Raw genomic sequence first — 19,780 nt, 5'->3', positions numbered from 1 at the left:
GGGAATTGCGTAAGATCAAACAGACAGAGTATTCAGCATCTCATGACGGTCGATACCCAACCACAGGGCGACGAACGCGTACACTGGCTGCCGATGGTGGCGGCGATCTCGTCGATCAGCGTCGTCGGCATTGCCATCGGCCTCGGCATGCCGCTGCTCAGCGTCATCCTGGAAACACGCGGCCATTCGGCCTCGATGATCGGCCTCAACACGGCCGTCGCCGGCCTGGCCTCGATCGCCGGGGCGCCGCTCGCCACGCCGCTCGCCATGCGCTTTGGCGTCGCCTGGACCATGATCGCCATGATTGCTACCGGCGCGCTGGCTTTCGTCGGTTTCCATTTCGCGCCTGATTTCTGGATGTGGTTTCCGCTGCGCGTCGTGCTGCACATCGCGCTGACGGTGCTGTTCATCCTGTCGGAATTCTGGATCAGCACATCGGCGCCGCCGCACCGGCGCGGCCTTGTGCTTGGCATCTACGCCACCGTCCTGTCGCTCGGCTTTGCCGCAGGGCCGTGGCTGTTCGCCCATCTCGGCAGTTCCGGCTTCAGGCCGTTTGGCGTCATCATCGCCCTGGTGACGCTCGCCGCCATACCGGTTCTGGCCGCCCGCAACGAAAGCCCTACCATCGTGGCGGAGAGCGAGACCAGCCACTTCCTGCGCTACATCTGGCTGGTGCCGACCGCGACTTTCGCCGTGCTGGTGTTCGGCGCGGTCGAGACCGGCGGCTTCGCGCTGTTCCCGGTCTATGGCAACCGCATCGGATATTCCGAGGCCGACGCGGCGTTGCTGCTGACCATGATCGGCCTTGGCAATGTGCTGTTGCAGATCCCGATCGGCATGATCAGCGACCGCGTCTCGGACCGGCGCTATCTGCTGCTCGCCTGTGCCACGGTTGGTCTCGTCGGCACGATATTCATGCCGTTCTTTGCCGCGAACTGGCATTTGATGGCAGCGCTTCTCTTCGTGTGGGGCGGTGTCGTTGCTGCCATGTACACGATCGGTCTTGCCCATCTCGGATCGCAGCTCTCCGGCCACGAACTGGCGTCGGCCAATGCTGCTTTCGTGCTGTGCTATGGCGTCGGGATGGTGCTTGGGCCGCAGGCGATCGGCATCGGCATGGACAGTTTCGGGCCTTCCGGCTTCGGCTGGTCGCTCGGCCTTTTCTTCGGCGCCTACATCGCCCTGGTCTGCTTCAGGCTCGTTCGCAAGATCCTGCTGTAGAGCCCAACCCGTCGCTTATCGGCACTGCCCAGCGACAGGCTGCTGACAGAACCGTGTCAGCAGCCACCGGTTAAAAGGGTGTCCTAAAACACCTGAACCGAGGACACTCCGATGATCGACAGCGGCTTTGAAACCACTTCGCTGCGAATGACCCTCCTGCTGCTCGTCAGCTTCCAGGCTCCGGCTGCCGACGTCGACCGCATCATGGACGCGGTTGTGGCGATCGCACCGCTTGCCATGGGCAAGTATGACCGCAATGCCTATCAGTCGGCGCGCGGCATCGAGCGCTACAGGCCCCTTGAAGGGGAAGCGGCCGGCGCCGAAACCGAATTGCGCCGCCGCCCGGGCACGGTCGAGGTTTCCTTCGAATTACCCGACGACCAGGCGCTGGCGGCCCGCGTCGTCGAGGCGATTTTCCAGGCCCATTCCTATCAGGAGCCGGTGATCCGCATCCAGCCGATCCTTGCCAGCCGCTCCAAGGGGCTGGACGACCGCGCCAATCCGAATCGCTGGTGGAACACGACCGGAGACTGGAAGAAGGTCGCGGTATCAGAGGCGCAAACCGTCTGATTTATGCATACCGGGCAGCTTGAGCGGGCCACATCGGGTCCGCCGGGCTTGACTTTCCAGGCACGTTCTTTATGTGTCGCGCCAAGTTTCCCGCGTCCGGGTGTTTTCCCCGTGCTCCAGCGGCCAAAACTCCACGAACATAACGGACTGAGATCATGGCCAAAGCCGCAAACATCAAGATCAAGCTTCTGTCGACCGCCGACACCGGTTTCTTCTACGTCACCAGCAAGAACAGCCGTACCAAGACCGACAAGCTGTCGTTCCGCAAGTACGACCCGGTCGCCAAGAAGCACGTCGAATTCAAGGAAACCAAGATCAAGTAATCTGGGTTTTCCCTCTGGAATGCAAAAACGCCGCCCGATGGGCGGCGTTTTTGTTTGCAAGGCGGAAGGCTACGGCTGGGTGCGCTCAGCCCGGCTGAATTCATTCAGCCTGACTGAATTCATTCAGCCGATACGGTCGCCGCTTTCCCTGTCAAACAGATGCAGCGACGCCGGATCGGCCGCCAGCCGCACGACGTCGCCGGGTTTCACGCCCGCGCGGCCCATGGCAAAGACGCAAAGCTGCTGGCCGGCCAGCTTGACATAGAACTGCGTCGACAGGCCGAGCGGCTCCACCACACCGACTTCGCCTTGCAGCGCACCGTCATCGGCCAGCCTTATATGCTCGGGCCGCAGGCCGACGGTGATGACGTCGCCATCCCCGAGCGGCAATCCGTCCGGCAGCCGAAGCTTCTGGCCATCGGACAATACGGCGTCCATCTTGCCACCCTTCTCCACCACCGCCGGCAGGAAATTCATGCCCGGCGAGCCGATGAAGCCGGCGACGAACATGTTGGCCGGCCGGTCATAGAGATCGAGCGGCGCGCCGACCTGCTGGATCAGCCCGTCATGCATGACGACGATCCGGTCGGCCATGGTCATCGCCTCGATCTGGTCGTGGGTGACGTAGACCGAAGTGGTCTTCAATTGCTGGTGCAGGGCCTTGATCTCGGCGCGCATGTGGACGCGCAGCTTGGCGTCGAGGTTCGACAGCGGCTCGTCGAAGAGAAAAACCTTGGGATCGCGCACGATGGCGCGGCCCATGGCGACACGCTGCCGCTGGCCACCTGACAATTGCCTGGGCAGGCGTTGCAGGAACGTATCCAGCCCCAGCCGCCTGGCAGCACCATCGACGCGAGCATCGATCGCCGGCTTCTCGGCCTTTCGCAACATCAGGCTGAAGCCCATGTTCTTCGATACGTCCATATGCGGATAGAGCGCATAGGACTGGAACACCATGGCGATGTCGCGATCCTTCGGCGCGACATCGTTGACCAGCCGCTCGCCGATGCGGATTTCGCCGCCGGAGGCCTCCTCCAGCCCGGCGATCATCCGCAAAAGCGTGGACTTGCCGCAACCTGACGGTCCGACCAGCACGACGAACTCGCCGTCGGCGATCTCGAGATCGACCGCATGCAGGACGCGCACGGCGCCGTAATCCTTGCGAACCTTTTCGAGCGTGACAGAGGCCATCGATCATCCTTTGACGGCGCCGGCGGTCAGGCCGGTGACGAGATAGCGTTGCAGGAAGGCGAAGAAGATGCAGACCGGGATCAGCGCCAGGATCGACGCCGCCATCATCTGCCCCCAGTCGACGGCAAACTTGCCGATGAAGGTGAGCAGGCCGACGGCGAAGGTCTTCTGGTCGTCGCTGGAAATCAGCATCAGCGCGAACAGAAGCTCGCTCCATGCCGCGGTGAAGACGAAGCCCAGTGTCGCGCCCATGCCTGGCAGGGTCAGCGGCACGATCACCCGGCGCATTGCCTGCGCACGCGTGCAGCCGTCGATCATCGCCGCCTCTTCGAGGTCCTTCGGGATGCCGTCGAAGAAGGACTGCATCAGGAAGGTGGCGAAGGCAGTGTTGAAGGCGGTGTAGATGATGATCAGCCCGGTCAGACTGTTGATCAGGCCGATCTGGCCCATCACGCGGTAGATCGGCGGAATGACCATCACCAGCGGAAAGGTCTGGGTCAAAAGCAGCATCAGCGCCAGCGCCGCCTTGCCGCGAAAGGTGAAGCGCGACATGGCGTAGCCGGCAAGCGTGGCGATCACCGTCACCAGGGCAGCCGTCGACACCGAGACGATGACGCTGTTGATGAAATAGCGCGGGAAATCGGTGGCTTCGAGCACGGTGATGAAGTTCTGTAGCGTCATGTGCGACGGCCAGAAGGTTATGCCTTCGGAATAGAGAAGCCGCTCCGGCGTGACCGAGATCTTCAGCGTCCAGTAGATCGGGAACAGTGCGAAGACCACATAGGCCGCGATTGCCGCGTAGAGACCGACGCCGCCGAAAAACCGTTGTGAAGCAGAGCGTCCCGCGATCATCAGACGTGCCTCACAAGCGAGCGGCGGATGGCGATCAGCGCAATCGCATAGGCGATAAGCAGGACGAGCAGCAGCACGGCCACAGCCGAGGCATAGCCCTTGTCCAGCGACTTGAAGGCGCTGACATAGATGTAGACCGGCACCGTGTTGGTCGAGCCGGCCGGCCCGCCCTCGGTCATGACGAAGATCAGGTCGGCGAAGGTGGCGATCCAGATCGTGCGCAGCATCACCGTGATGGCTATGGTCGGCGCCAGGAACGGCAGCGTCACCTTGGTGAAGCGTTGCCAGGGCGAAGCGCCGTCGATCGCCGCCGCCTCATGCAGCTCCGAGGGAATCGACTTCAGCGCCGCCAGCAGCGTGATGGCGAAGAACGGAATGCCGAACCAGACATTGGCGACGATCGGCCCCCACATGGCGGTGGCCGGATCGGAAAGCACGTTGGTCGGCTCGGCTTTCAGCCCCAAGGCGAACAGCCAGTGCGGCAGCGGACCGATGATCGGGTTGAACAGCCAGGCCCAGGTCAGGCCCGACAGGAAGGACGGCACCGCCCAGGGCAGGAAGACCAGCGCCTGCACCGCCTTGCGGCCTGGGAACGGCTTGTCGAGCAGCAGCGCCAGGCCAAGGCCGAGGAAGAATTGGAAGAACAGGCTGGCGACCGTCCACCACAGCGTGTTGACCAGCGCCTGCCCCAGCACCTGGTCCGAAAACATCGCCTGATACTGCCCGAGCCCGACATATTCCGACTTGAAGGCGGAGAACTTGCGGAAGGAATAGCTGATGCCGATGACCAGCGGCACGAGCAGCACCACGACCAGCAGGATGATCGCCGGGCTGAGATAGAGCCAGGGCTCGATGGCAGCGTGTGTGAGCCACTTACGTCGCGGCTTGCCGACAGATCGTATTTCGGACACGGCATAGGTCATTGGCTGTGGAACGTCCTTTAGGAGCGCGGCGTTGGCGACAAGCGTCCTTCTCCCCGTTCAACGGGGAGAAGATGCCGGCAGGCAGATCACGGGCGGCGCCAGCTTCTGAGAACTCAGCGCTGCCCCTCATCTGGCCCTGTCGGGCCACCTTCTCCCCGTGAACGGGGAGAAGGAAAAGCCTGCGCTTACTTCTTGTTCTTCGCCAGCCAGTCCTGCTGTTCCTTGGTCAGGAAGGCAGCCCACTGGTCGGCGACGTCCTTGGCCGTCTTCTGGCCGAGCAGCACTTCCTGGAAGTTCTTGATCGCCACCTGGTCGACGAAGTTGCCAAGGTTTTCGAGGTGCGTCGGCGGCGTCACCATCTCATATTTGGCGCCGTCGCTGAGCTCGGTGAACCAGCCCTTGAACTGCTCGGTCTTGAAGTGGGCGTCCTGGTCGGCGCCCTTGTGGATCGGGATGACGCCGACTTCCTTGGCCCATTCCAGATTGTCCTTCGGCGAGAGCAGCGTCGCCATCAACTTCCAGGCATCATCCTTGTGCTGCGAGTTGGCGAACATCGCCCAGCCGGCATAACCGAGCGTCGGATAGGACTTGCCGCTCGGACCGGTCGGCATCGGCGCCACGGCGAAGTCGTCGGCGCTCATCTTGTCGGCGATGCCGAGCAGTGCATCCGGATCCTGGTTGAGCATGGCGCAAGTGCCGGAATAGAAGCCGGTGACCGTTTCGTTGAAACCCCAGCTCACGGCATCCTTCGGCGCCAGGCCGTCCTTGTACATGTCGGCCAGCATCTGCAGGCCCTTGACCGAGCCCTCTTCATTGATGGTCGAGGTGCCGTCCTCGTTGAAATAGCCACCCTTGCCGGCGGCGATGTTCATGAACATGTGCATGCCGTTGAAGGCGCCCGGCCCGCCGCGCAGGCAGTAGCCGTATTTGCCGGGAATGGCCGAGATTTTCTTGGAATCGGCGACGAATTCGTCAAGCGTCGCCGGCGGACCGTCGAGGCCGGCTTGCTTGAACAGCTTCTTGTTCCAGAACAGCGCGTTCACATAGTAGCCGTAGGGGATCATGAACTGGGTGTTGTTGACCGTCGAGCCGAACTGCTTGGCGCGGTCGCCGAGCGTCTTGGCGTCGTCCCACTTGGCCATATAGGGGCCGAGATCCTCGAGCTGAGCGTTGTTGGCGTAAAGCCCCATCCAGCGTTCCGGCATCTCGACCACATCGGGCGTATCGCCGGCCTGCACCATGGTCAGGAATTTTTCAAACGCCTGCCCCCAGGGCAGCGAGACCAGCTCGACCTTGACACCCGGATTGGCCGCCTCGAACTCGGCAATCTGCTTTTTCAGGAACTCCGTGCGCGGCGGGCTGGTGATGACCTCGACCATTTTCAGGGTCGAATCGGCGAGCGCGCCCCCGGCGGAAATTGCCAGCCCCGCGACGGTGGCAAGCATGACGGTCAGTTTTTTCATGTTCAAGACTCCCATTTTGAACCCGCTTGTTATTTTCTGGCTTTTTCGAAGGCCTGGGCGACATCCGCCCAAAGATCCTCGACACTTTCCAATCCGACATTGAAGCGGATGGTTCGGGGGCTGACGCCGAAGCGCGCCATCGAATTCAGTCCCGGCGTCTGCTCCAGCGACGCCTTGGCCGGCACGACCAGGCTCTCATGCCCACCCCAGCTGACGCCGATGCGGAAATATTTCAACGCGTCGACGAAGACGGGAATGTCGATATCGTCGGTAACTTCGAACGAGAACAACCCGCCATAGCCGGCAAGCGTCGCCTTGCCCGGATGGTTCGAATAGACGGGGTGGTTGACCCGCTCGACATTGCCATGCGCCTTCAGCCGTTCGGCGATGGCGAGCCCGCTCTTCATGTGGTGCGGCAGGCGCAGCGGCAGCGTGCGCAGGCCGCGCAGCAAGAGCCAGGCCTCGAACGGTGACAGCTTGCCGCCGAGATAGGAATAGGTCTGCTCGTTGATGTGTTTGATGTGCGCGGCCGAGCCCGCCACCACGCCGGCAACGGTGTCGCTGTGGCCGCCGAGATATTTCGAGGCCGAGTGCAGCACGAGATCGACGCCGTGCGAGATCGGCTTCTGGAACACCGGCGTCGCCCAGGAATTGTCGATGGTGGTGATGATGCCCTGCTCCTTGGCCAGCCGGGTCAGATGCGGCAGGTCCTGAAGCTCGAACATCATCGAGGTCGGGCTTTCCAGATAAAGCAGCTTTGCGCCGGGCAATGCCGCCGCCACCGCATCCGGGTCCGAGCCGTCGACATAATCGACCTTGATGTTGAGCCGCGGCAGGAGCCGCTCGAACAGCCGGTAGGCATCGCCATAGCAATTGCGTACCGCGACGATGCGCTCGCCCGCCCCGACGAAGGCAAGCACGGTGGCGCTGATCGCTGCCATGCCGCTTGAAAAGCCGCGCGCGGCCTCGGCGCCTTCGAGCGCCGCGACACGCGCCTCGAACTCCATGACCGTCGGATTGTCGCCGCGCGAATAGATCGGCTGCTTTCGCTTGCCGGCAAAGGTATCGGCCATTTCGGCGTAATTGGCGAAGGTGAACAGCGACGTCTGGTAGATAGGCGGCACGACGGCGCCGCCGGGGAACGGTTCATCATGCGCCAAAAGCGTCGCCGCCTCGGCGAGATAGTCTTGATCGAAACCGGCTGGGTGCTCGTTCATCTCAGGTCCGAAAGTTTGAGTTTGGCCGCACCGCGCTTCAGGTCGTCCTCGACGGTGGCGATGAGCTTCAGCGCCTCGCCGCGGGCGCCTTGCGGATCACGCGCGGCGATGCACTCGTAGATGGTGCGGTGATAGGGAAAGCTGGCATGGCCGAAATCGCGCACGCCGAGTGGATGTTCCCAGAAACGGTGGAACAGTTCGTGCATGGCCGCGATGATCTGTTCGAACAGCGGATTGCCGGAGACCCGGTAGATCGCCTGGTGGAATTCCCAGTCCTCTTCCGATGACATGCCGTCTAGGGTGCGAAACGCCTGCTCCATGATATCGAGCTTGCGTTCGATCTCGGCAATGTCGGCGGGGCTTGCCCGCTCGGCGCACAGTGCCGCCGCTTCCGCTTCCAGTGCGCGGCGGATTTCCAGCGTCTGCATCAGGCTGGTGAAATCATTGCCGCCCGCCAGCGTCAGCGGCAGATGCAGCATATCGGGCGATACGGCCGCCTTGAGATAGGTGCCGCTGCCTTGCCGGCGCTCGACCAGGCCCAATCCCTCCCACCGCGTCAGCGCCTCGCGCACCGTGTTGCGGCTGACCTTGAGCCGCTCGGCCAGGATGCGCTCGGTCGGCAGTCGCTCACCAGGCTGCAAGGCCTCGGCGCGGACGAAGCCCACCAATGCCTTCAGCACGGCGTCGTCGCGCGCCGTCGTCTGAATGGGTGGCAGGCTGTTCTGGTCCACACTTCCTCCAAGTGGTCCAATGGTCCAACCAATTTCTGCATAGATGGAGCCTCCTGTCAATCGCTTGTCAGGAGGCAGCCGCCTTCAGCCTGTGGAAGCCAGCCTTCAGTCCGTGGAAGAGTGTGACGCGCTGCGTTCGGAAGGACACCCGGCTGCGGCAGCCGGTCCGAACCATCTGGTCAGCGCATCGGCCAATCCCTGTGGAGTCCCAACTCCTACCCAGGCCACATATCCATCGGGCCGGATCAAAACCGCGTCGGGCGCAGCGACCGTTCCGAGTACGGGAAGCTCCCAGGCACCGGCATACCTGGCGTCGATCTGCCGGATCCGGCCGGCCGAAGGCGCACTGTCCAGTCTGCCTGGTTCACCGAAATGGAGGAGCACCGGCCGCGCGTCGTGCAGCAAGGTAAACAGCCGCAACGGCCCGTTGGCGGTGAGCAGATCGAGGTCGGGCATTCGCCGCCCAAGCAGCGCGTGCCCTTCCCCGAGGTCGTAGTGGACACCCAGGCCGGACATCTCGGCGGCGATTCGTTTGCGTGGCCCGTCCATGGCGAGCAGTTCGGCAAACGTGTCGCCCAGAGCCTTGGTGCGGTCGTCCCTGCGACGAAGCGCGACCTGCGCCATCGCATTGCGCAGCACGCGGGCGGCAACCGGATGGCGTTCGGCATGGTAGCTGTCGAGCAGGCTTTCAGGGGACGTCGCCTTGACCACCTGGGCCAGCTTCCATCCCAGGTTCACCGCGTCCTGCACGCCGATATTGAGGCCCTGTCCGCCCATTGGGGGATGGATGTGCGCAGCATCGCCGGCGAGCAGAATACGTTTGTTGCGGTAAGACGCGGCCTGGCGTGTCATGTCGGTGAACCGGGAAATCCAGGTCGGATTGTGGACCCCGTAATCGGTGCCGTAAACCGCGACAAGCGCCTCGCTGAGATCGCGCAGCGTAGGTTCGCCGCCAATGGTCAGATGCCTCTCGGTCAACACCACACCCACGCGGTCGCTTTCTTCAATCTTGCCTATCGCATGAATACCGTAGGCGTCGCTGCGAAAGCCCCATGCAGGTTCCTCAGACATCTCGACGTCGGCGATCATCCAGCTCATCGTCGGATCCCACCCGTCGAACGCGATGCCCGCCGCCTTGCGGATGATGCTGCGTCCTCCGTCGCAGCCGACGAGATATTGCGCTCTCAGGCACCGACCACCGGACAGTTCGACGTCGACGCCATCGTCATCCTGTGCGAGGCCCGTGACGTCCTGTCCGCGATAGATCGGCACCCCCAACTGGCTGATCCAGTCGGCCAACAGCCGCTCGATATGGTTTTGCCGCAGCGCCAGCAGATAATTGTGCCGCGTGGGAAAATCGCTGATGTCCAACCGGATCATGTGGAAGCCCACGGACGGCGATAGCTGTCCCTGTGACAGGAACCGGTCGGCAATTCCACGCTGGTCGAGTACCTCGATGGTGCGTGCGTGCAGGCCACCCGCTCGCGAGCCGATGAGTTCCTGGTTGGGCCGCCGCTCGACAATGGCCACATCGACGCCCGCCAATGCGAGTTCGCCACCCAGCATCAACCCGGTCGGACCGCCTCCGGCGATCACCACTGCACGGTCCCGACCTACTTGGCCTCTTGGCAACAATTCCGGCATTCGCCACTCCCGTTTCGGTTAACTTGGGTCGTGGTTTTACGGGAACAGCCAGGTCTTGCCGCAAGCCCCTTGTACGCCATATGTATGAAATGGAGGGGGTAGCCTCTCGCCTTCCCCTCTGCATACGGCAGTGAAAAGGTCGCGCGTTGCGAAGCGATAGCGCGCGAGGTGCCGTTAGAACCCAGGAAAGCGTTCTTCAGATCCTGCCGCGCACAAAAAAGCCCCGGCACTTCCGGGGCTTGGCGCGGAATCCTGATGTCATGTCGGACAAGAGGGGGCCGGTCGGCGTTTGGCAGCGGTACGAGGAGGCCACTATGTGCCAGCGCCGGCCGGCCGACCCCACGGACCCAGGAGATGCGGCGGACCTGAGCATCATGGGGTATTCCTGAGGGACCGAGCCGGCTGTCTACCCTCGTGCCGGCTTCGTCTTGGCCTGCACATTTGCGCAAGAGCTTATGAAAATCAACAGTTTCTTAACCAAGGCTCGCGAATCGCTTGGATTAAGGTAAATGGGTAACCCTGTTGGGTTGACCGGATAATCGGGCCCGGACCGTCAGGCCGCCTTGGCAACGACGCGGTTGCGGCCGCCGCTCTTGGCTTCGTAGAGCGCGAGATCGGCGCGCTTCATCAGCGCGGCCGCCGTATCCACGCCCTTCAGCACCGATGACACGCCAACGCTGACGGTGACCTCGATCGTCTTGCCGTCGGCGCCGATGGCGAAAGGCTTCTGGGCGATTTCGGCACGGATGCGTTCGGCCACCTTCTCGGCCACGGTGCCGTCGGTGTCCGGCATCACCACCACGAACTCCTCGCCGCCGAACCGGCAGGCAAGGTCGATACCCCTGACGTTCTTGCGCAGCCGCCGCGCGAATTCGCGCAGCACCTCGTCGCCGCCATCATGGCCGTGCGCGTCATTGATGGACTTGAAGCGGTCGAGATCGGTGATCATCACCGACAGTGGCCGGCGCCGCGCCACTGCGCGGTCGAACAGCGTCTGCAGATGGCTGTCGAGATAGCGGCGGTTGTGCAGCCCGGTCAGGCCGTCGGTCACGGCCATTTCGATGGTCTGGGTGACGCTGGCGCGCAATTGGTCGTTGTAGCGCTTGCGGCGCACCTGGGTGCGCAGCCGCGCCGTCAGTTCCTGCTGGTCGATCGGCCGCATCAGATAGTCGTTGATGCCGAGTTCGAGCCCTCGGATGAGGCGCTCTTCCTCGCCCTCCTCCGCCAAAAGGATGATCGGCACAAAACGGGTGCGGTCGAGCGAGCGCAGTTGCGAGCAGAGCCTGAGCGGATCGAAATCGGCGAAGGCCGTCGAGATCAACACACATTCATAGGGCGTTTCGGCGGCCTGGAAGAACCCGGCATGCGGATCGCCGGTGACGTCGAGATCGGCACGGTCGCGCAACATCTTCTGGATGCGCTCGACCGACGATTTGCGCTCATCGATCAAAAGCACTTTCGGCGTCGTGTCCTCGGACGCGAAATTGCGGCTCAAAAGTTCCTCGATGCCTATGTTGCGTGTGGTCGAGGCGCGCAGCCGAAGCTCGTCGGTCAGCGACTTCAGGCGGACCAGGCTCTTGACGCGCGTCATCAGTTGCAGGTCGTTGACTGGTTTGGTCAGGAAATCGTCGGCGCCGGCCTCGAGCCCGCGCACGCGGTCGGAGACCTGGTCGAGCGCGGTGATCATCACCACCGGAATGTGCGACGTCGCCGGATCGCTCTTCAGCCGCCGGCAAACCTCGAACCCGTCCATATCGGGCATCATCACGTCGAGCAGCACGACATCGACCTTGCCGTTCTCGCAGGTCTCGATCGCGTCGGGTCCGTTGGTGGCGGTCAGCACCTCGAAATATTCGGCCAGCAGCCGGACTTCCAGCAGCCTCACATTGGCAGGGATGTCGTCGACGACGAGGATCCGCGCGGTCATTTCACAAGGCTCCGGCTCGGCTGGAAGGGCACATCAGGCATCGCCCAGATAGGATTTGATGGTTTCGATGAAGCGCGGCACCGAGATCGGCTTCGAAATATAGGCCTCGCAGCCACCCTGGCGGATGCGCTCCTCATCGCCTTTCATCGCGAAGGCAGTCACGGCAATGACCGGGATAACGTGCAAATCATCGTCCTCCTTCAGCCATTTGGTCACTTCCAGCCCCGACACTTCGGGCAGTTGGATATCCATCAGGATAAGGTCCGGCCGGTGCTGGCGCGCCAGGTCGAGCGCCTCGAGACCGTTGCGGGTGCGCACCGTCTCGTAGCCGCTTGCTTCGATGAGGTCCCGAAAGAGCTTCATATTGAGCTCGTTGTCCTCGACGATCATGACCTTCTTAGGCATCGACATCCCGTCCCGGCCATCCTCCGCCCGGAGGTGGCCGTCATGCGCTCTTTCCTTGAACGCACCAAACCCTGCTTCACTATACGGCAATATGATTGACGAAACGGAAACCCGCGGCCTGCAAAGCAGCACGAATTCCGCCTCGCCTCCCTGCGCGTCCAAAAGGCGCGCCACACTCTAATGGCTTGCCGCAAGCAACTCTTGCCATTACTGCGGGAGAGACTCATTCCACACACCGAAGGTAGTGATGGCAAACGCAGCGTCAATGCGCGAAGAGGCGGAAAACATTGCCGTGAAGGCATTGGGCTTCGTTGCCGCCGATCCCGAGCTTCTACCGCGCTTTCTGGCGATCACGGGAATAGAGGCGCATTCGATCCGCCGGGCGGCAGGCGAGCCGGGTTTCCTGGCCGGCGTCCTGCAGTTCATTCTCGCCCACGAGCCGACCTTGATGCGTTTTGCGGAGGAAACCGGCACCCCGCCGGCGGCAGTCGGCAAGGCGCTGCGCGCCTTGCCGCTCGGCGACGACAATCACGAGCGTTCCACATGAGCGATGATCCCGAAACCGCGCGCCAGATCGGGGAACTTGCGGCCGACGACCGGCCGCTGCTGGTGCTCGATGTCGACGATGTGGTGCTCGAATTCATCCGCCCGTTTCCGCATTTCCTCAAGGCACGCGGCTATGGCCTGACACTGGCTTCCTTCCGGCTGACCGGCAACATTGCCGAAACGGCCAGCGGCCGCCTGATCGAACAACCCGAAGTCACGGCACTCCTGGGCGATTTCTTCGACGCGCAAGCTGATTGGCAAAGCATCACCGATGGCGCCGCGGAGGCCCTGACGGGACTTGGAGGTCGCGCGGAAATCATATTGCTGACGGCCATGCCGCACAGGCATCGCGCCGCGCGCCGCGCCCATCTCGATGCGCTGGGACTAGCCTATCCGCTGCTGACCACCGAGATGGCCAAGGGCCCGGCGGTGGCCAGGCTGCGCGGCAAGACCGGGCGGCCCGTGGTCTTCGTCGACGACCAGCCACACAATCTGGCGTCGGTGCGGGAATCGATCGCCGATGCAAATCTCTTCCACCTGATGGCCGACAATTCGCTGCGCGCGTTCCTGCCCCCGGTCTCGGACGATGTCATCGTCGTCCAGGACTGGCACGAAGCCGCGCCGAAGATCGCGAACGCTCTGGGACTACAGGCGCTTTGACGCAATTCCGGGGGGAATTGCTGGAGGGCTACCCCCTCAAGGGTTCAGCTTGGCCCCTGCCCCGCCATTATTATCGGTGCCGCCGCTATTGCTGCCTTCGTTAGCGCTACCGCCGTTAGCGCCACCGCCATTGTCATCGCCGCTCTCATCGTCCGCGCCGCCACCATCATCGACACTGTCATCCACCGCCGGATCGGCGGGCTTCAGCATGACGCCGTTGACAGTGACCGAACCGTCGGCCTTGGTGTTGATAGCCCATTCCAGCTTGCCGTCCGGCAGCGTCTTGGCAAAACCCTTTGCCATGAGAGCGACAGGCACGTACTGCCCGACCTCCGGCTCCGCCTTCGCCGCTTCCTGCAGATGCTCCATGATCTTGTCGAAGCCGGCGACGTCGACAGTGAGATTTGCATCGGGCTTCTGGCCGAAGGTCGTCATCTCGCCTTCGAGCGCGATCTCCATGTCCTTGTTCTTCACGGTGCTGTGGCCGATGACCACCTTCGGCGTCTTGGCCAGGAAGTCGGCCTTGAGCTGGTCGCCGAACTCGGCCGGCAGCGGCGGATCCTGATTGAGATCAAAGGCTTCGATCGCCTTCTTCGCCATGCTGTCGAGATCGATGCTGGCGCCGCCGAAGTTCAGGTCGATATCGGTGGGCAGCAGTGCCACGCTCCAGCTTGGCAAGAGCTGCTGCGGCACGGTCAGTCCCGAAGCCTTGATGCCATAGCTGATCTTGCCATTCTGGGCGACGCCGTCGGAGCCGAACGCTATGCCGAGCTGGGTCGCCCCGAACGTGCCGATCGGGCTGTCGACGGCGAAATCCTTGAAGCCATAGGTTCCGTCGATACGCTCCCACACCGGAAGCGCGGCAAGCAGAAGCGACTTGAGCTGCGCCTGGTTTGCCTTCAGCGTCTTCTCGTCCTCATTGGCCACGGCAAACGCCAGGAGATCGAGCAGTGGCTTGGTCTCGACGCCCTTGCCGCTGGCCTCCACCGACAATTCCGGCGACTTCACGGTAACGGGAAAATTCAACCCGCTCTCGGGATCATTGAATTTTATCGCTTCGACGAAGTTCGCAATCTTTTGCGTCGTCGTGAAATCGACGCCGCCATTGGCTGCCTTGGCCGCGGACAGGGTCGCGGTGCCGGCACCGGCGCTCGCATCCATCTGCTGCTTGGCGTCCTGCGACGACATCGTCATCCCGGCAATCGAACTGGTGGCGCTGCTGAACGCCGCCAGCTTGGGGTCGTAGACGCCGCTGCCCTTGCCGTCCTTGATCGAAAACCGCGTGCTCTGCTTTCCCTCGGGACCGTTGAACTCGAATGAGGCGCTCTGCGAAAAGTCCATCGAGACATCCCAGGACCCGTCGCTGCGCGGCTTGACCAGCAGGGCGTAGGGCGCAAAGTCGAATTTCACCATCTTCTGGTCGGGGAAGGTCGCGGCAAGCGCCTTGAAATCAAACACGATCTTGTAGGCGTCGCCTTCGGCCGAAACCTTCAGGATACCCTTGTCGAGCGCCTGTTTGCCGACATAGCGCGACAGGTCATCGGACAATTGCTTGGCGCCCTGGCTGTCGACGGTCTGGCCGAAAGCAGGTGCGCTGAGCAGAAGCGCGGTAAACGCAATTGGCAACATAGGGTTCACGGGAATTCTCCGTTCGGTCGAAGGCAAAAATCGTTTCGCATCTCTGGTACGGAAATACCATCCCGACTGCAAGACGATGACAGTCAGGCAATCGGCTTCAACGTCAGCCGCATCAGCGGCCGACCGGCCTTGCGCTCCACGAGCCTCTCGAACCCGGCCTTCTCGAACACCCCGGATGAGCCGACGAACAGGCCGATCGAGCGCGAATCGCGGGACAGGTCGATCGGACAGGCATCGACAAGCCGTGCCCCGTTCCTGCGGGCGAAATCGATGCCGCCTTCGACGAGGCGGTGCGTGATGCCACGGCCACGCGCCTTGGCACGGATGAAAAAGCATGAGATCGCCCAAACGGCCGGATCGGAGGCGTCGGCGGGTTCGATCGGCGCCGAACCCCTGCCCTTGTTGTTCCATTCGGGCACGTCGGCGCGTGGCCCGATCTGCATCCAGCCAACCGCCTTGCCGTCCTCGAAGGCCAGTAGCCCGGGCGGCGGGCCGGCCTCGATGCGCGCCTTGATGTGATCCTTGTTGCGTTCGCGGCTGCTCTCGCGCCGCGCCGCCGGCGCCAGCCGGAAATGCGTGCACCAGCAGCCGTAGCAGGCGCCCTGCTTGCCGAAAAGGTCCTCGAAATCAGGCCAGAGCTCTGGCGCCAGCGGCACTATGGTCGTGCTCATGCGTTCTCCCCAGGCCAGGCTTGTCGCTGGCCCTGCGCTGTCGTACCATTGCATTTGTTCTCTTTATGTTCGCAGTGATGGCGGCTCCTGTCAACAATCCCGATCACGGTTTTTGTCGTGACTGCCTGACGTTTCAGCGTGGTGAAACGCGCCGCTGCGAACGCTGCGGCAGCCCTCGCCTGGCCCGCCATCCCGAGCTTTACCGGCTGCACCTCGCCCATATCGATTGCGATGCCTTCTACGCGGCGGTCGAAAAGCGCGACAACCCTTCGCTCAAGGACAAGCCGCTGATCGTCGGGGGCGGCAAGCGCGGGGTCGTCTCCACCGCCTGCTATATAGCGCGCATTCGCGGCGTGCGTTCCGCCATGCCGATGTTCAAGGCGCTCGAGGCCTGCCCCGAGGCGGTGGTAATCGCGCCCAACATGGAAAAATATGTGCGTGTCGGCCACGAGGTGCGCGCCATGATGCAGGCGTTGACGCCGTTGGTCGAGCCGCTGTCGATCGATGAGGCGTTCCTCGATCTCGCCGGCACCGAGCGGCTGCACGGCCTGCCGCCGGCGGTGGTGCTGGCGCGCTTCGCGCTGGCCGTGGAGAAGGAAATCGGCATCACCGTGTCGGCCGGCCTGTCCTATTGCAAGTTCCTCGCCAAGATTGCATCGGACTTCCGCAAGCCGCGCGGCTTTTCGGTAATTGGCGAGGCCGAGGCGGTCGGCTTCCTGGCAACGCAGCCGGTGACCATGATCTGGGGCGTCGGCAAGGCGTTCAACGCCACGCTGGAACAGGATGGCATCCGCACCATCGGTCAGCTCCAGAAGATGGAGCGTAGCGACCTGATGCGTCGCTACGGGGTGATGGGCGAACGGCTCTACCGGCTTTCGCGCGGTGAGGATGTCCGCCGCGTCGACCCCGACCAGGATGCCAAGAGCGTATCGGCCGAAACCACTTTCGACACCGACATCGCCTCGCTGGACGAGCTGACCTCGGTGCTGAGGGGCCTTTCTGAAAAAGTCTCGGCGCGGCTGAAGAAGTCAGGCATTGCGGGTCGCACCGTGGTGCTGAAGCTGAAGACCCAGGATTTCAAGCTGCGCACGCGCAACCGTCAGCTTGGCGACCCGACCCGGCTCGCGGACCGCATCTTTTCGACCGGCGTGGAGCTTCTTCGCAAGGAGACGGACGGGACAAAATTTCGATTGCTTGGCATCGGCGTCAGCGACCTTTCGGATGACGACAAGGCCGACCCACCGGATCTGGTCGATGTCCAGTCGCGCAAGCGCGCCATGGCCGAAGGCGCCATCGATGCGTTGCGCGACAAATTCGGGCGCAAGGCGGTGCAAACCGGCTACACCTTCGGCAAGGGCCGCGACGCCCATCCGCCGGAGCCGCTTGAGGATTGAACCAGATCAGCTGCGTCGAAGGTCGATGCGGCTGGTCACGACGCTCTTTCCGGTCTTGGGATCACGGTCGACCACGGTCAAAACAATGCCGTCCGCCCCGTTTTTCTGTACGGTAAGCTGCGCGGTGCGGTCGCCATTGACCTCCTTGGCCCAGCGGATGGCGAGGTTTATGGCATTGCCAGAACGATTTCCGTTCAGCTGCGCCGGTCCGGTGCGCGATCCCACATAGACGCCGCTGTATTTGGCGCCGCTGGTCTTCAGACGGGCGCTGATGGCGCGTGTCACCAGGATCAGGCCGCGGCAGTTGCCGTCGAGCGACAGCGAAGACGATGTCGCATCCGATTTGAATGTGCAGGAAACGCTGACCGTCGGCGCCTGCGTCGTCACCTGAACAGTTCCCTTGCCGGCGAAACTGCCCTGGAAGGACTGGAGAAATTTGCTGTCGTCGGCACGCGCGGCAGTGGCCGCGACGAGCAGGCATCCAGCAAGCGCAAACCGCGTGAGTGATGTCATCGAAGGTCTCCTTGTGACGGGTGGAAGGGCAATCGGCGATGCTCAGGCGGATACCGCGACTCAACGCACCTTGCCATGTCAGGTTCCGACAAGACTGTTTTGCAACAGCGCGCAAAGTCTCTGGCCCAGTCAAATGGGGCGGCTAGTGGTTGCGGCAAAAACCCCGGCTTGCGACATAGCGGACATGGCACCCACCCCTTCGATCCCCAAGGCAGCGTTCTGGATGGCGCTGTCGATCACGTCGTTCCTGGCGATGTCCGTCGCCGGCCGCGCCACCACGGCCGAACTCAACGTCTTCCAGGTGCTGGAACTGCGCTCGGTGATCGGCTTCTTTATCCTCTTGCCGCTGGTGTTTGCGAGCGGCGGGTTTGCGGCGATGCGCACGCAACGTCCCCTCGCCCATCTCGCCCGAAACGTCATCCACTATACCGGGCAGGCGGCATGGCTCTACGCCTTGACCTTGATTCCGCTGGCCGTGCTGATTTCGATCGAATTCACCACACCGATCTGGACGGCTATCCTGGCGGTGACTTTTCTTGGTGAAAGGCTGTCCAGGCCAAAGCTTGCCGCGATCGTGCTGGGCCTGATCGGCGTGGTGGTCATCGTTCGGCCCGGTGTGGGCTCGGTCGATCCGGGCCATCTCGTCGTGCTCGGCGCCGCGGTCTGCTTCGGCATCTCGGTGGTCATGGTCAAATCGCTGACGCGGACGGACAGCGTCGTACGCATCATCTTCTGGATGCTGATCATCCAGTCGGTGGTCGGCCTCGTTCCAGCCCTTTACGAGTGGCGCAACCCGCCACTGCAACTGTGGCCGTGGATCGTGCTGATTGCCTTCACCGGCATGTCGTCCCACTTCTGCATGGCCCGCGCGCTTGGCTATGCCGACGCCACCGTCATTTCGCCGATGGATTTCCTGCGCGTGCCGTTGTCGGCGCTGATCGGCTGGCTGCTCTACAGCGAACAGATCGACGCTTTCACCGCCGGCGGCGCACTGCTCATCCTGATGGGCAACCTGCTCAATCTACAGCGGAAACCGGCAAGGCCGGCGGAAGTGGCCGCTTCGTAAAACCGCCGCCGATCAGTCGCCCTCGTTCGGTATGTTGAGGACGTGTCCGCAGGCCTTGCAGTGCACGGCGTCCGGTTCATGCCGCTGCAACCCGCACTGCGGGCATGGAAAGAACACCTTGGCCGGCCGAAAGATCGCCTGCGCCAGCCTGACGAACAGCGATATGCCGACGATCATGGTGACGATCGCCGTCAGCTTGCCGGCGATGCCCGGCAGCACGATGTCGCCGAAGCCGGTCGTCGTTACGGTCGCGACGGTGAAGTAGAGCGCGTCGATGTAGTTTTCCAGCCCGGCTCCGTTGCGGAAGAAGAATGTGTAGACGAAGCCCGTGATGACAAAGAGAAAGGTCAAAAGATTGATGACCGCGTGGCTTGCCTCGCGCCAGGGTCTCAGGCCGCGCATCTCGAAATGCCGCCAGATCGAACCGCTGCGCGATAGCGACCACAGCCGCAGTATGCGCAGAAAGCCTAGATTTGCGAGCGCCGTCGGCATCAGCAACGTCAGAAGGATGAAGGCATCCACCCAGAAGGTCGGCTGCTTCATCAGGCGCAGCATGTCGTTTGAGGCCAGCAGCCTGGCGCCCAGATCGGCGGCGACGAGGGCCGCCACGGCATAGTCCAGCCACAGAAACGAGGCCGATTGCTGGATGACCGGCGTGGCGATGAAGAAGGCGATGATGGCGAGGTCGATGATGACAGCGATCAGTTGGAACCGGAACGCGGCGGGCGAGCGTCCATGATAGAGCCTGCGCAGCGTGTCGCGCAGCTGTGCCGTCACGGAGAGACCCTGCGGTGCCTTGCTGTCGGCGCCTGTCATGCCGATCGC

At 62.8% G+C, this 19,780-nt stretch carries 20 protein-coding genes; 7 read left to right on the top strand and 13 right to left on the bottom strand.

Annotated elements, in window-relative coordinates; all coding sequences use genetic code 11:
- Positions 1-42: 42 nt before the first annotated feature.
- The 3 genes from EN861_RS16570 to rpmG all read left to right on the top strand — a co-directional run bounded on the left by EN861_RS16570 (position 43) and on the right by rpmG (position 2,114).
- Positions 43-1,221, top strand: a complete 1,179-nt coding sequence (locus EN861_RS16570) for an MFS transporter (RefSeq protein WP_127872590.1) — start codon at positions 43-45, stop codon at positions 1,219-1,221.
- 111 nt (positions 1,222-1,332) lie between these two features.
- Positions 1,333-1,791 (top strand): hypothetical protein, encoded by a 459-nt coding sequence (locus EN861_RS16565; protein WP_135864392.1) that lies wholly within the window; start codon positions 1,333-1,335, stop codon positions 1,789-1,791.
- A 155-nt stretch (positions 1,792-1,946) separates the two neighbouring features.
- Positions 1,947-2,114: a 50S ribosomal protein L33 gene (gene rpmG, locus EN861_RS16560; RefSeq protein ID WP_006201775.1), complete on the top strand. Its 168-nt coding sequence runs from the start codon at positions 1,947-1,949 to the stop codon at positions 2,112-2,114.
- Positions 2,115-2,237: 123 nt separating this feature from the next.
- Here the strand turns inward: rpmG and ugpC are convergent, their stop codons facing one another.
- The 9 genes from ugpC to EN861_RS16510 all read right to left on the bottom strand — a co-directional run bounded on the left by ugpC (position 2,238) and on the right by EN861_RS16510 (position 12,467).
- On the bottom strand, positions 2,238-3,305 hold the full coding sequence (gene ugpC / locus EN861_RS16555; RefSeq protein ID WP_127280747.1) for a sn-glycerol-3-phosphate ABC transporter ATP-binding protein UgpC: 1,068 nt from the start codon (positions 3,303-3,305) through the stop codon (positions 2,238-2,240).
- A 3-nt stretch (positions 3,306-3,308) separates the two neighbouring features.
- Complete coding sequence (locus tag EN861_RS16550) at positions 3,309-4,157, bottom strand: carbohydrate ABC transporter permease (RefSeq protein ID WP_135864390.1); 849 nt, start codon at positions 4,155-4,157, stop codon at positions 3,309-3,311.
- Positions 4,157-5,080 (bottom strand): sugar ABC transporter permease, encoded by a 924-nt coding sequence (locus EN861_RS16545; protein WP_127872594.1) that lies wholly within the window; start codon positions 5,078-5,080, stop codon positions 4,157-4,159. Before EN861_RS16545 ends, EN861_RS16550 begins: the two co-directional genes overlap by 1 nt.
- A gap of 185 nt (positions 5,081-5,265) precedes the next feature.
- Positions 5,266-6,543 carry a sugar ABC transporter substrate-binding protein gene (locus EN861_RS16540; RefSeq protein ID WP_127280536.1) on the bottom strand — a complete coding sequence of 426 codons (1,278 nt, stop codon included), beginning with the start codon at positions 6,541-6,543 and terminating at the stop codon, positions 5,266-5,268.
- A 29-nt stretch (positions 6,544-6,572) separates the two neighbouring features.
- Positions 6,573-7,760: a PLP-dependent transferase gene (locus EN861_RS16535; protein WP_127280537.1), complete on the bottom strand. Its 1,188-nt coding sequence runs from the start codon at positions 7,758-7,760 to the stop codon at positions 6,573-6,575.
- Positions 7,757-8,491 (bottom strand): FadR/GntR family transcriptional regulator, encoded by a 735-nt coding sequence (locus EN861_RS16530; protein WP_127872597.1) that lies wholly within the window; start codon positions 8,489-8,491, stop codon positions 7,757-7,759. The genes EN861_RS16535 and EN861_RS16530 overlap by 4 nt, the downstream gene beginning before the upstream one ends.
- Before the next feature lie 105 nt (positions 8,492-8,596).
- Positions 8,597-10,135: an FAD-dependent monooxygenase gene (locus EN861_RS16525; RefSeq protein WP_127278637.1), complete on the bottom strand. Its 1,539-nt coding sequence runs from the start codon at positions 10,133-10,135 to the stop codon at positions 8,597-8,599.
- 553 nt (positions 10,136-10,688) lie between these two features.
- Positions 10,689-12,062, bottom strand: coding sequence for a PleD family two-component system response regulator (locus tag EN861_RS16515; RefSeq protein WP_135864388.1), 1,374 nt, complete (start codon positions 12,060-12,062; stop codon positions 10,689-10,691).
- Positions 12,063-12,095: 33 nt separating this feature from the next.
- Positions 12,096-12,467, bottom strand: coding sequence for a response regulator (locus EN861_RS16510; protein ID WP_006334976.1), 372 nt, complete (start codon positions 12,465-12,467; stop codon positions 12,096-12,098).
- A gap of 247 nt (positions 12,468-12,714) precedes the next feature.
- Here EN861_RS16510 and EN861_RS16505 point away from each other — a divergent pair, with 247 nt between their 5' ends.
- Both EN861_RS16505 and EN861_RS16500 read left to right on the top strand, forming a co-directional pair.
- Positions 12,715-13,014 carry a DUF3572 domain-containing protein gene (locus tag EN861_RS16505; RefSeq protein ID WP_127278639.1) on the top strand — a complete coding sequence of 100 codons (300 nt, stop codon included), beginning with the start codon at positions 12,715-12,717 and terminating at the stop codon, positions 13,012-13,014.
- On the top strand, positions 13,011-13,673 hold the full coding sequence (locus EN861_RS16500) for a hypothetical protein (protein ID WP_135864386.1): 663 nt from the start codon (positions 13,011-13,013) through the stop codon (positions 13,671-13,673). Before EN861_RS16505 ends, EN861_RS16500 begins: the two co-directional genes overlap by 4 nt.
- 36 nt (positions 13,674-13,709) lie before the next feature.
- Here EN861_RS16500 and EN861_RS16495 read toward each other — a convergent pair whose 3' ends face one another.
- Together EN861_RS16495 and EN861_RS16490 are read right to left on the bottom strand one after the other, a co-directional pair.
- Positions 13,710-15,302 (bottom strand): hypothetical protein, encoded by a 1,593-nt coding sequence (locus tag EN861_RS16495; protein ID WP_245512063.1) that lies wholly within the window; start codon positions 15,300-15,302, stop codon positions 13,710-13,712.
- A 92-nt stretch (positions 15,303-15,394) separates the two neighbouring features.
- Complete coding sequence (locus EN861_RS16490; RefSeq protein WP_127872601.1) at positions 15,395-15,982, bottom strand: GNAT family N-acetyltransferase; 588 nt, start codon at positions 15,980-15,982, stop codon at positions 15,395-15,397.
- A 65-nt stretch (positions 15,983-16,047) separates the two neighbouring features.
- Here EN861_RS16490 and EN861_RS16485 point away from each other — a divergent pair, with 65 nt between their 5' ends.
- Positions 16,048-17,376 carry a DNA polymerase IV gene (locus EN861_RS16485; protein WP_135864385.1) on the top strand — a complete coding sequence of 443 codons (1,329 nt, stop codon included), beginning with the start codon at positions 16,048-16,050 and terminating at the stop codon, positions 17,374-17,376.
- Between the two features lie 6 nt (positions 17,377-17,382).
- On the opposite strand, the gene EN861_RS16480 is transcribed toward EN861_RS16485, so the two are convergent.
- Positions 17,383-17,889 carry a hypothetical protein gene (locus EN861_RS16480; protein WP_135864383.1) on the bottom strand — a complete coding sequence of 169 codons (507 nt, stop codon included), beginning with the start codon at positions 17,887-17,889 and terminating at the stop codon, positions 17,383-17,385.
- A 184-nt stretch (positions 17,890-18,073) separates the two neighbouring features.
- Between EN861_RS16480 and EN861_RS16475 the strand changes: the two genes are divergently transcribed.
- Positions 18,074-18,955 (top strand): DMT family transporter, encoded by an 882-nt coding sequence (locus tag EN861_RS16475; protein WP_127872604.1) that lies wholly within the window; start codon positions 18,074-18,076, stop codon positions 18,953-18,955.
- A gap of 12 nt (positions 18,956-18,967) precedes the next feature.
- On the opposite strand, the gene EN861_RS16470 is transcribed toward EN861_RS16475, so the two are convergent.
- A complete protein-coding gene (locus EN861_RS16470; RefSeq protein ID WP_135864380.1) occupies positions 18,968-19,771 on the bottom strand; it encodes a potassium channel family protein in 804 nt (267 codons plus the stop codon).
- Positions 19,772-19,780 lie beyond the last annotated feature (9 nt).

It is taken from the genome of Mesorhizobium sp. M8A.F.Ca.ET.218.01.1.1, assembly GCF_004791165.1.
Classification (GTDB): domain Bacteria; phylum Pseudomonadota; class Alphaproteobacteria; order Rhizobiales; family Rhizobiaceae; genus Mesorhizobium.
Note: the sequence above shows the minus strand (reverse complement) of the source record. Positions and strands in the feature narration are given on the sequence as shown.

Excerpts from the sequence above, each read along its gene's own strand:
- EN861_RS16570 (WP_127872590.1), top strand. The coding sequence starts at position 43 with ATGACGGTCGATACCCAACCACAGGGCGACGAACGCGTACACTGGCTG.
- EN861_RS16565 (WP_135864392.1), top strand. The coding sequence starts at position 1,333 with ATGATCGACAGCGGCTTTGAAACCACTTCGCTGCGAATGACCCTCCTG.
- rpmG (WP_006201775.1), top strand. The coding sequence starts at position 1,947 with ATGGCCAAAGCCGCAAACATCAAGATCAAGCTTCTGTCGACCGCCGAC.
- ugpC (WP_127280747.1), bottom strand. The coding sequence starts at position 3,305 with ATGGCCTCTGTCACGCTCGAAAAGGTTCGCAAGGATTACGGCGCCGTG.
- EN861_RS16550 (WP_135864390.1), bottom strand. The coding sequence starts at position 4,157 with ATGATCGCGGGACGCTCTGCTTCACAACGGTTTTTCGGCGGCGTCGGT.
- EN861_RS16545 (WP_127872594.1), bottom strand. The coding sequence starts at position 5,080 with ATGACCTATGCCGTGTCCGAAATACGATCTGTCGGCAAGCCGCGACGT.
- EN861_RS16540 (WP_127280536.1), bottom strand. The coding sequence starts at position 6,543 with ATGAAAAAACTGACCGTCATGCTTGCCACCGTCGCGGGGCTGGCAATT.
- EN861_RS16535 (WP_127280537.1), bottom strand. The coding sequence starts at position 7,760 with ATGAACGAGCACCCAGCCGGTTTCGATCAAGACTATCTCGCCGAGGCG.
- EN861_RS16525 (WP_127278637.1), bottom strand. The coding sequence starts at position 10,135 with ATGCCGGAATTGTTGCCAAGAGGCCAAGTAGGTCGGGACCGTGCAGTG.
- EN861_RS16515 (WP_135864388.1), bottom strand. The coding sequence starts at position 12,062 with ATGACCGCGCGGATCCTCGTCGTCGACGACATCCCTGCCAATGTGAGG.
- EN861_RS16510 (WP_006334976.1), bottom strand. The coding sequence starts at position 12,467 with ATGCCTAAGAAGGTCATGATCGTCGAGGACAACGAGCTCAATATGAAG.
- EN861_RS16505 (WP_127278639.1), top strand. The coding sequence starts at position 12,715 with ATGGCAAACGCAGCGTCAATGCGCGAAGAGGCGGAAAACATTGCCGTG.
- EN861_RS16500 (WP_135864386.1), top strand. The coding sequence starts at position 13,011 with ATGAGCGATGATCCCGAAACCGCGCGCCAGATCGGGGAACTTGCGGCC.
- EN861_RS16495 (WP_245512063.1), bottom strand. The coding sequence starts at position 15,302 with ATGTTGCCAATTGCGTTTACCGCGCTTCTGCTCAGCGCACCTGCTTTC.
- EN861_RS16490 (WP_127872601.1), bottom strand. The coding sequence starts at position 15,982 with ATGAGCACGACCATAGTGCCGCTGGCGCCAGAGCTCTGGCCTGATTTC.
- EN861_RS16485 (WP_135864385.1), top strand. The coding sequence starts at position 16,048 with ATGTTCGCAGTGATGGCGGCTCCTGTCAACAATCCCGATCACGGTTTT.
- EN861_RS16480 (WP_135864383.1), bottom strand. The coding sequence starts at position 17,889 with ATGACATCACTCACGCGGTTTGCGCTTGCTGGATGCCTGCTCGTCGCG.
- EN861_RS16475 (WP_127872604.1), top strand. The coding sequence starts at position 18,074 with ATGGCACCCACCCCTTCGATCCCCAAGGCAGCGTTCTGGATGGCGCTG.
- EN861_RS16470 (WP_135864380.1), bottom strand. The coding sequence starts at position 19,771 with ATGACAGGCGCCGACAGCAAGGCACCGCAGGGTCTCTCCGTGACGGCA.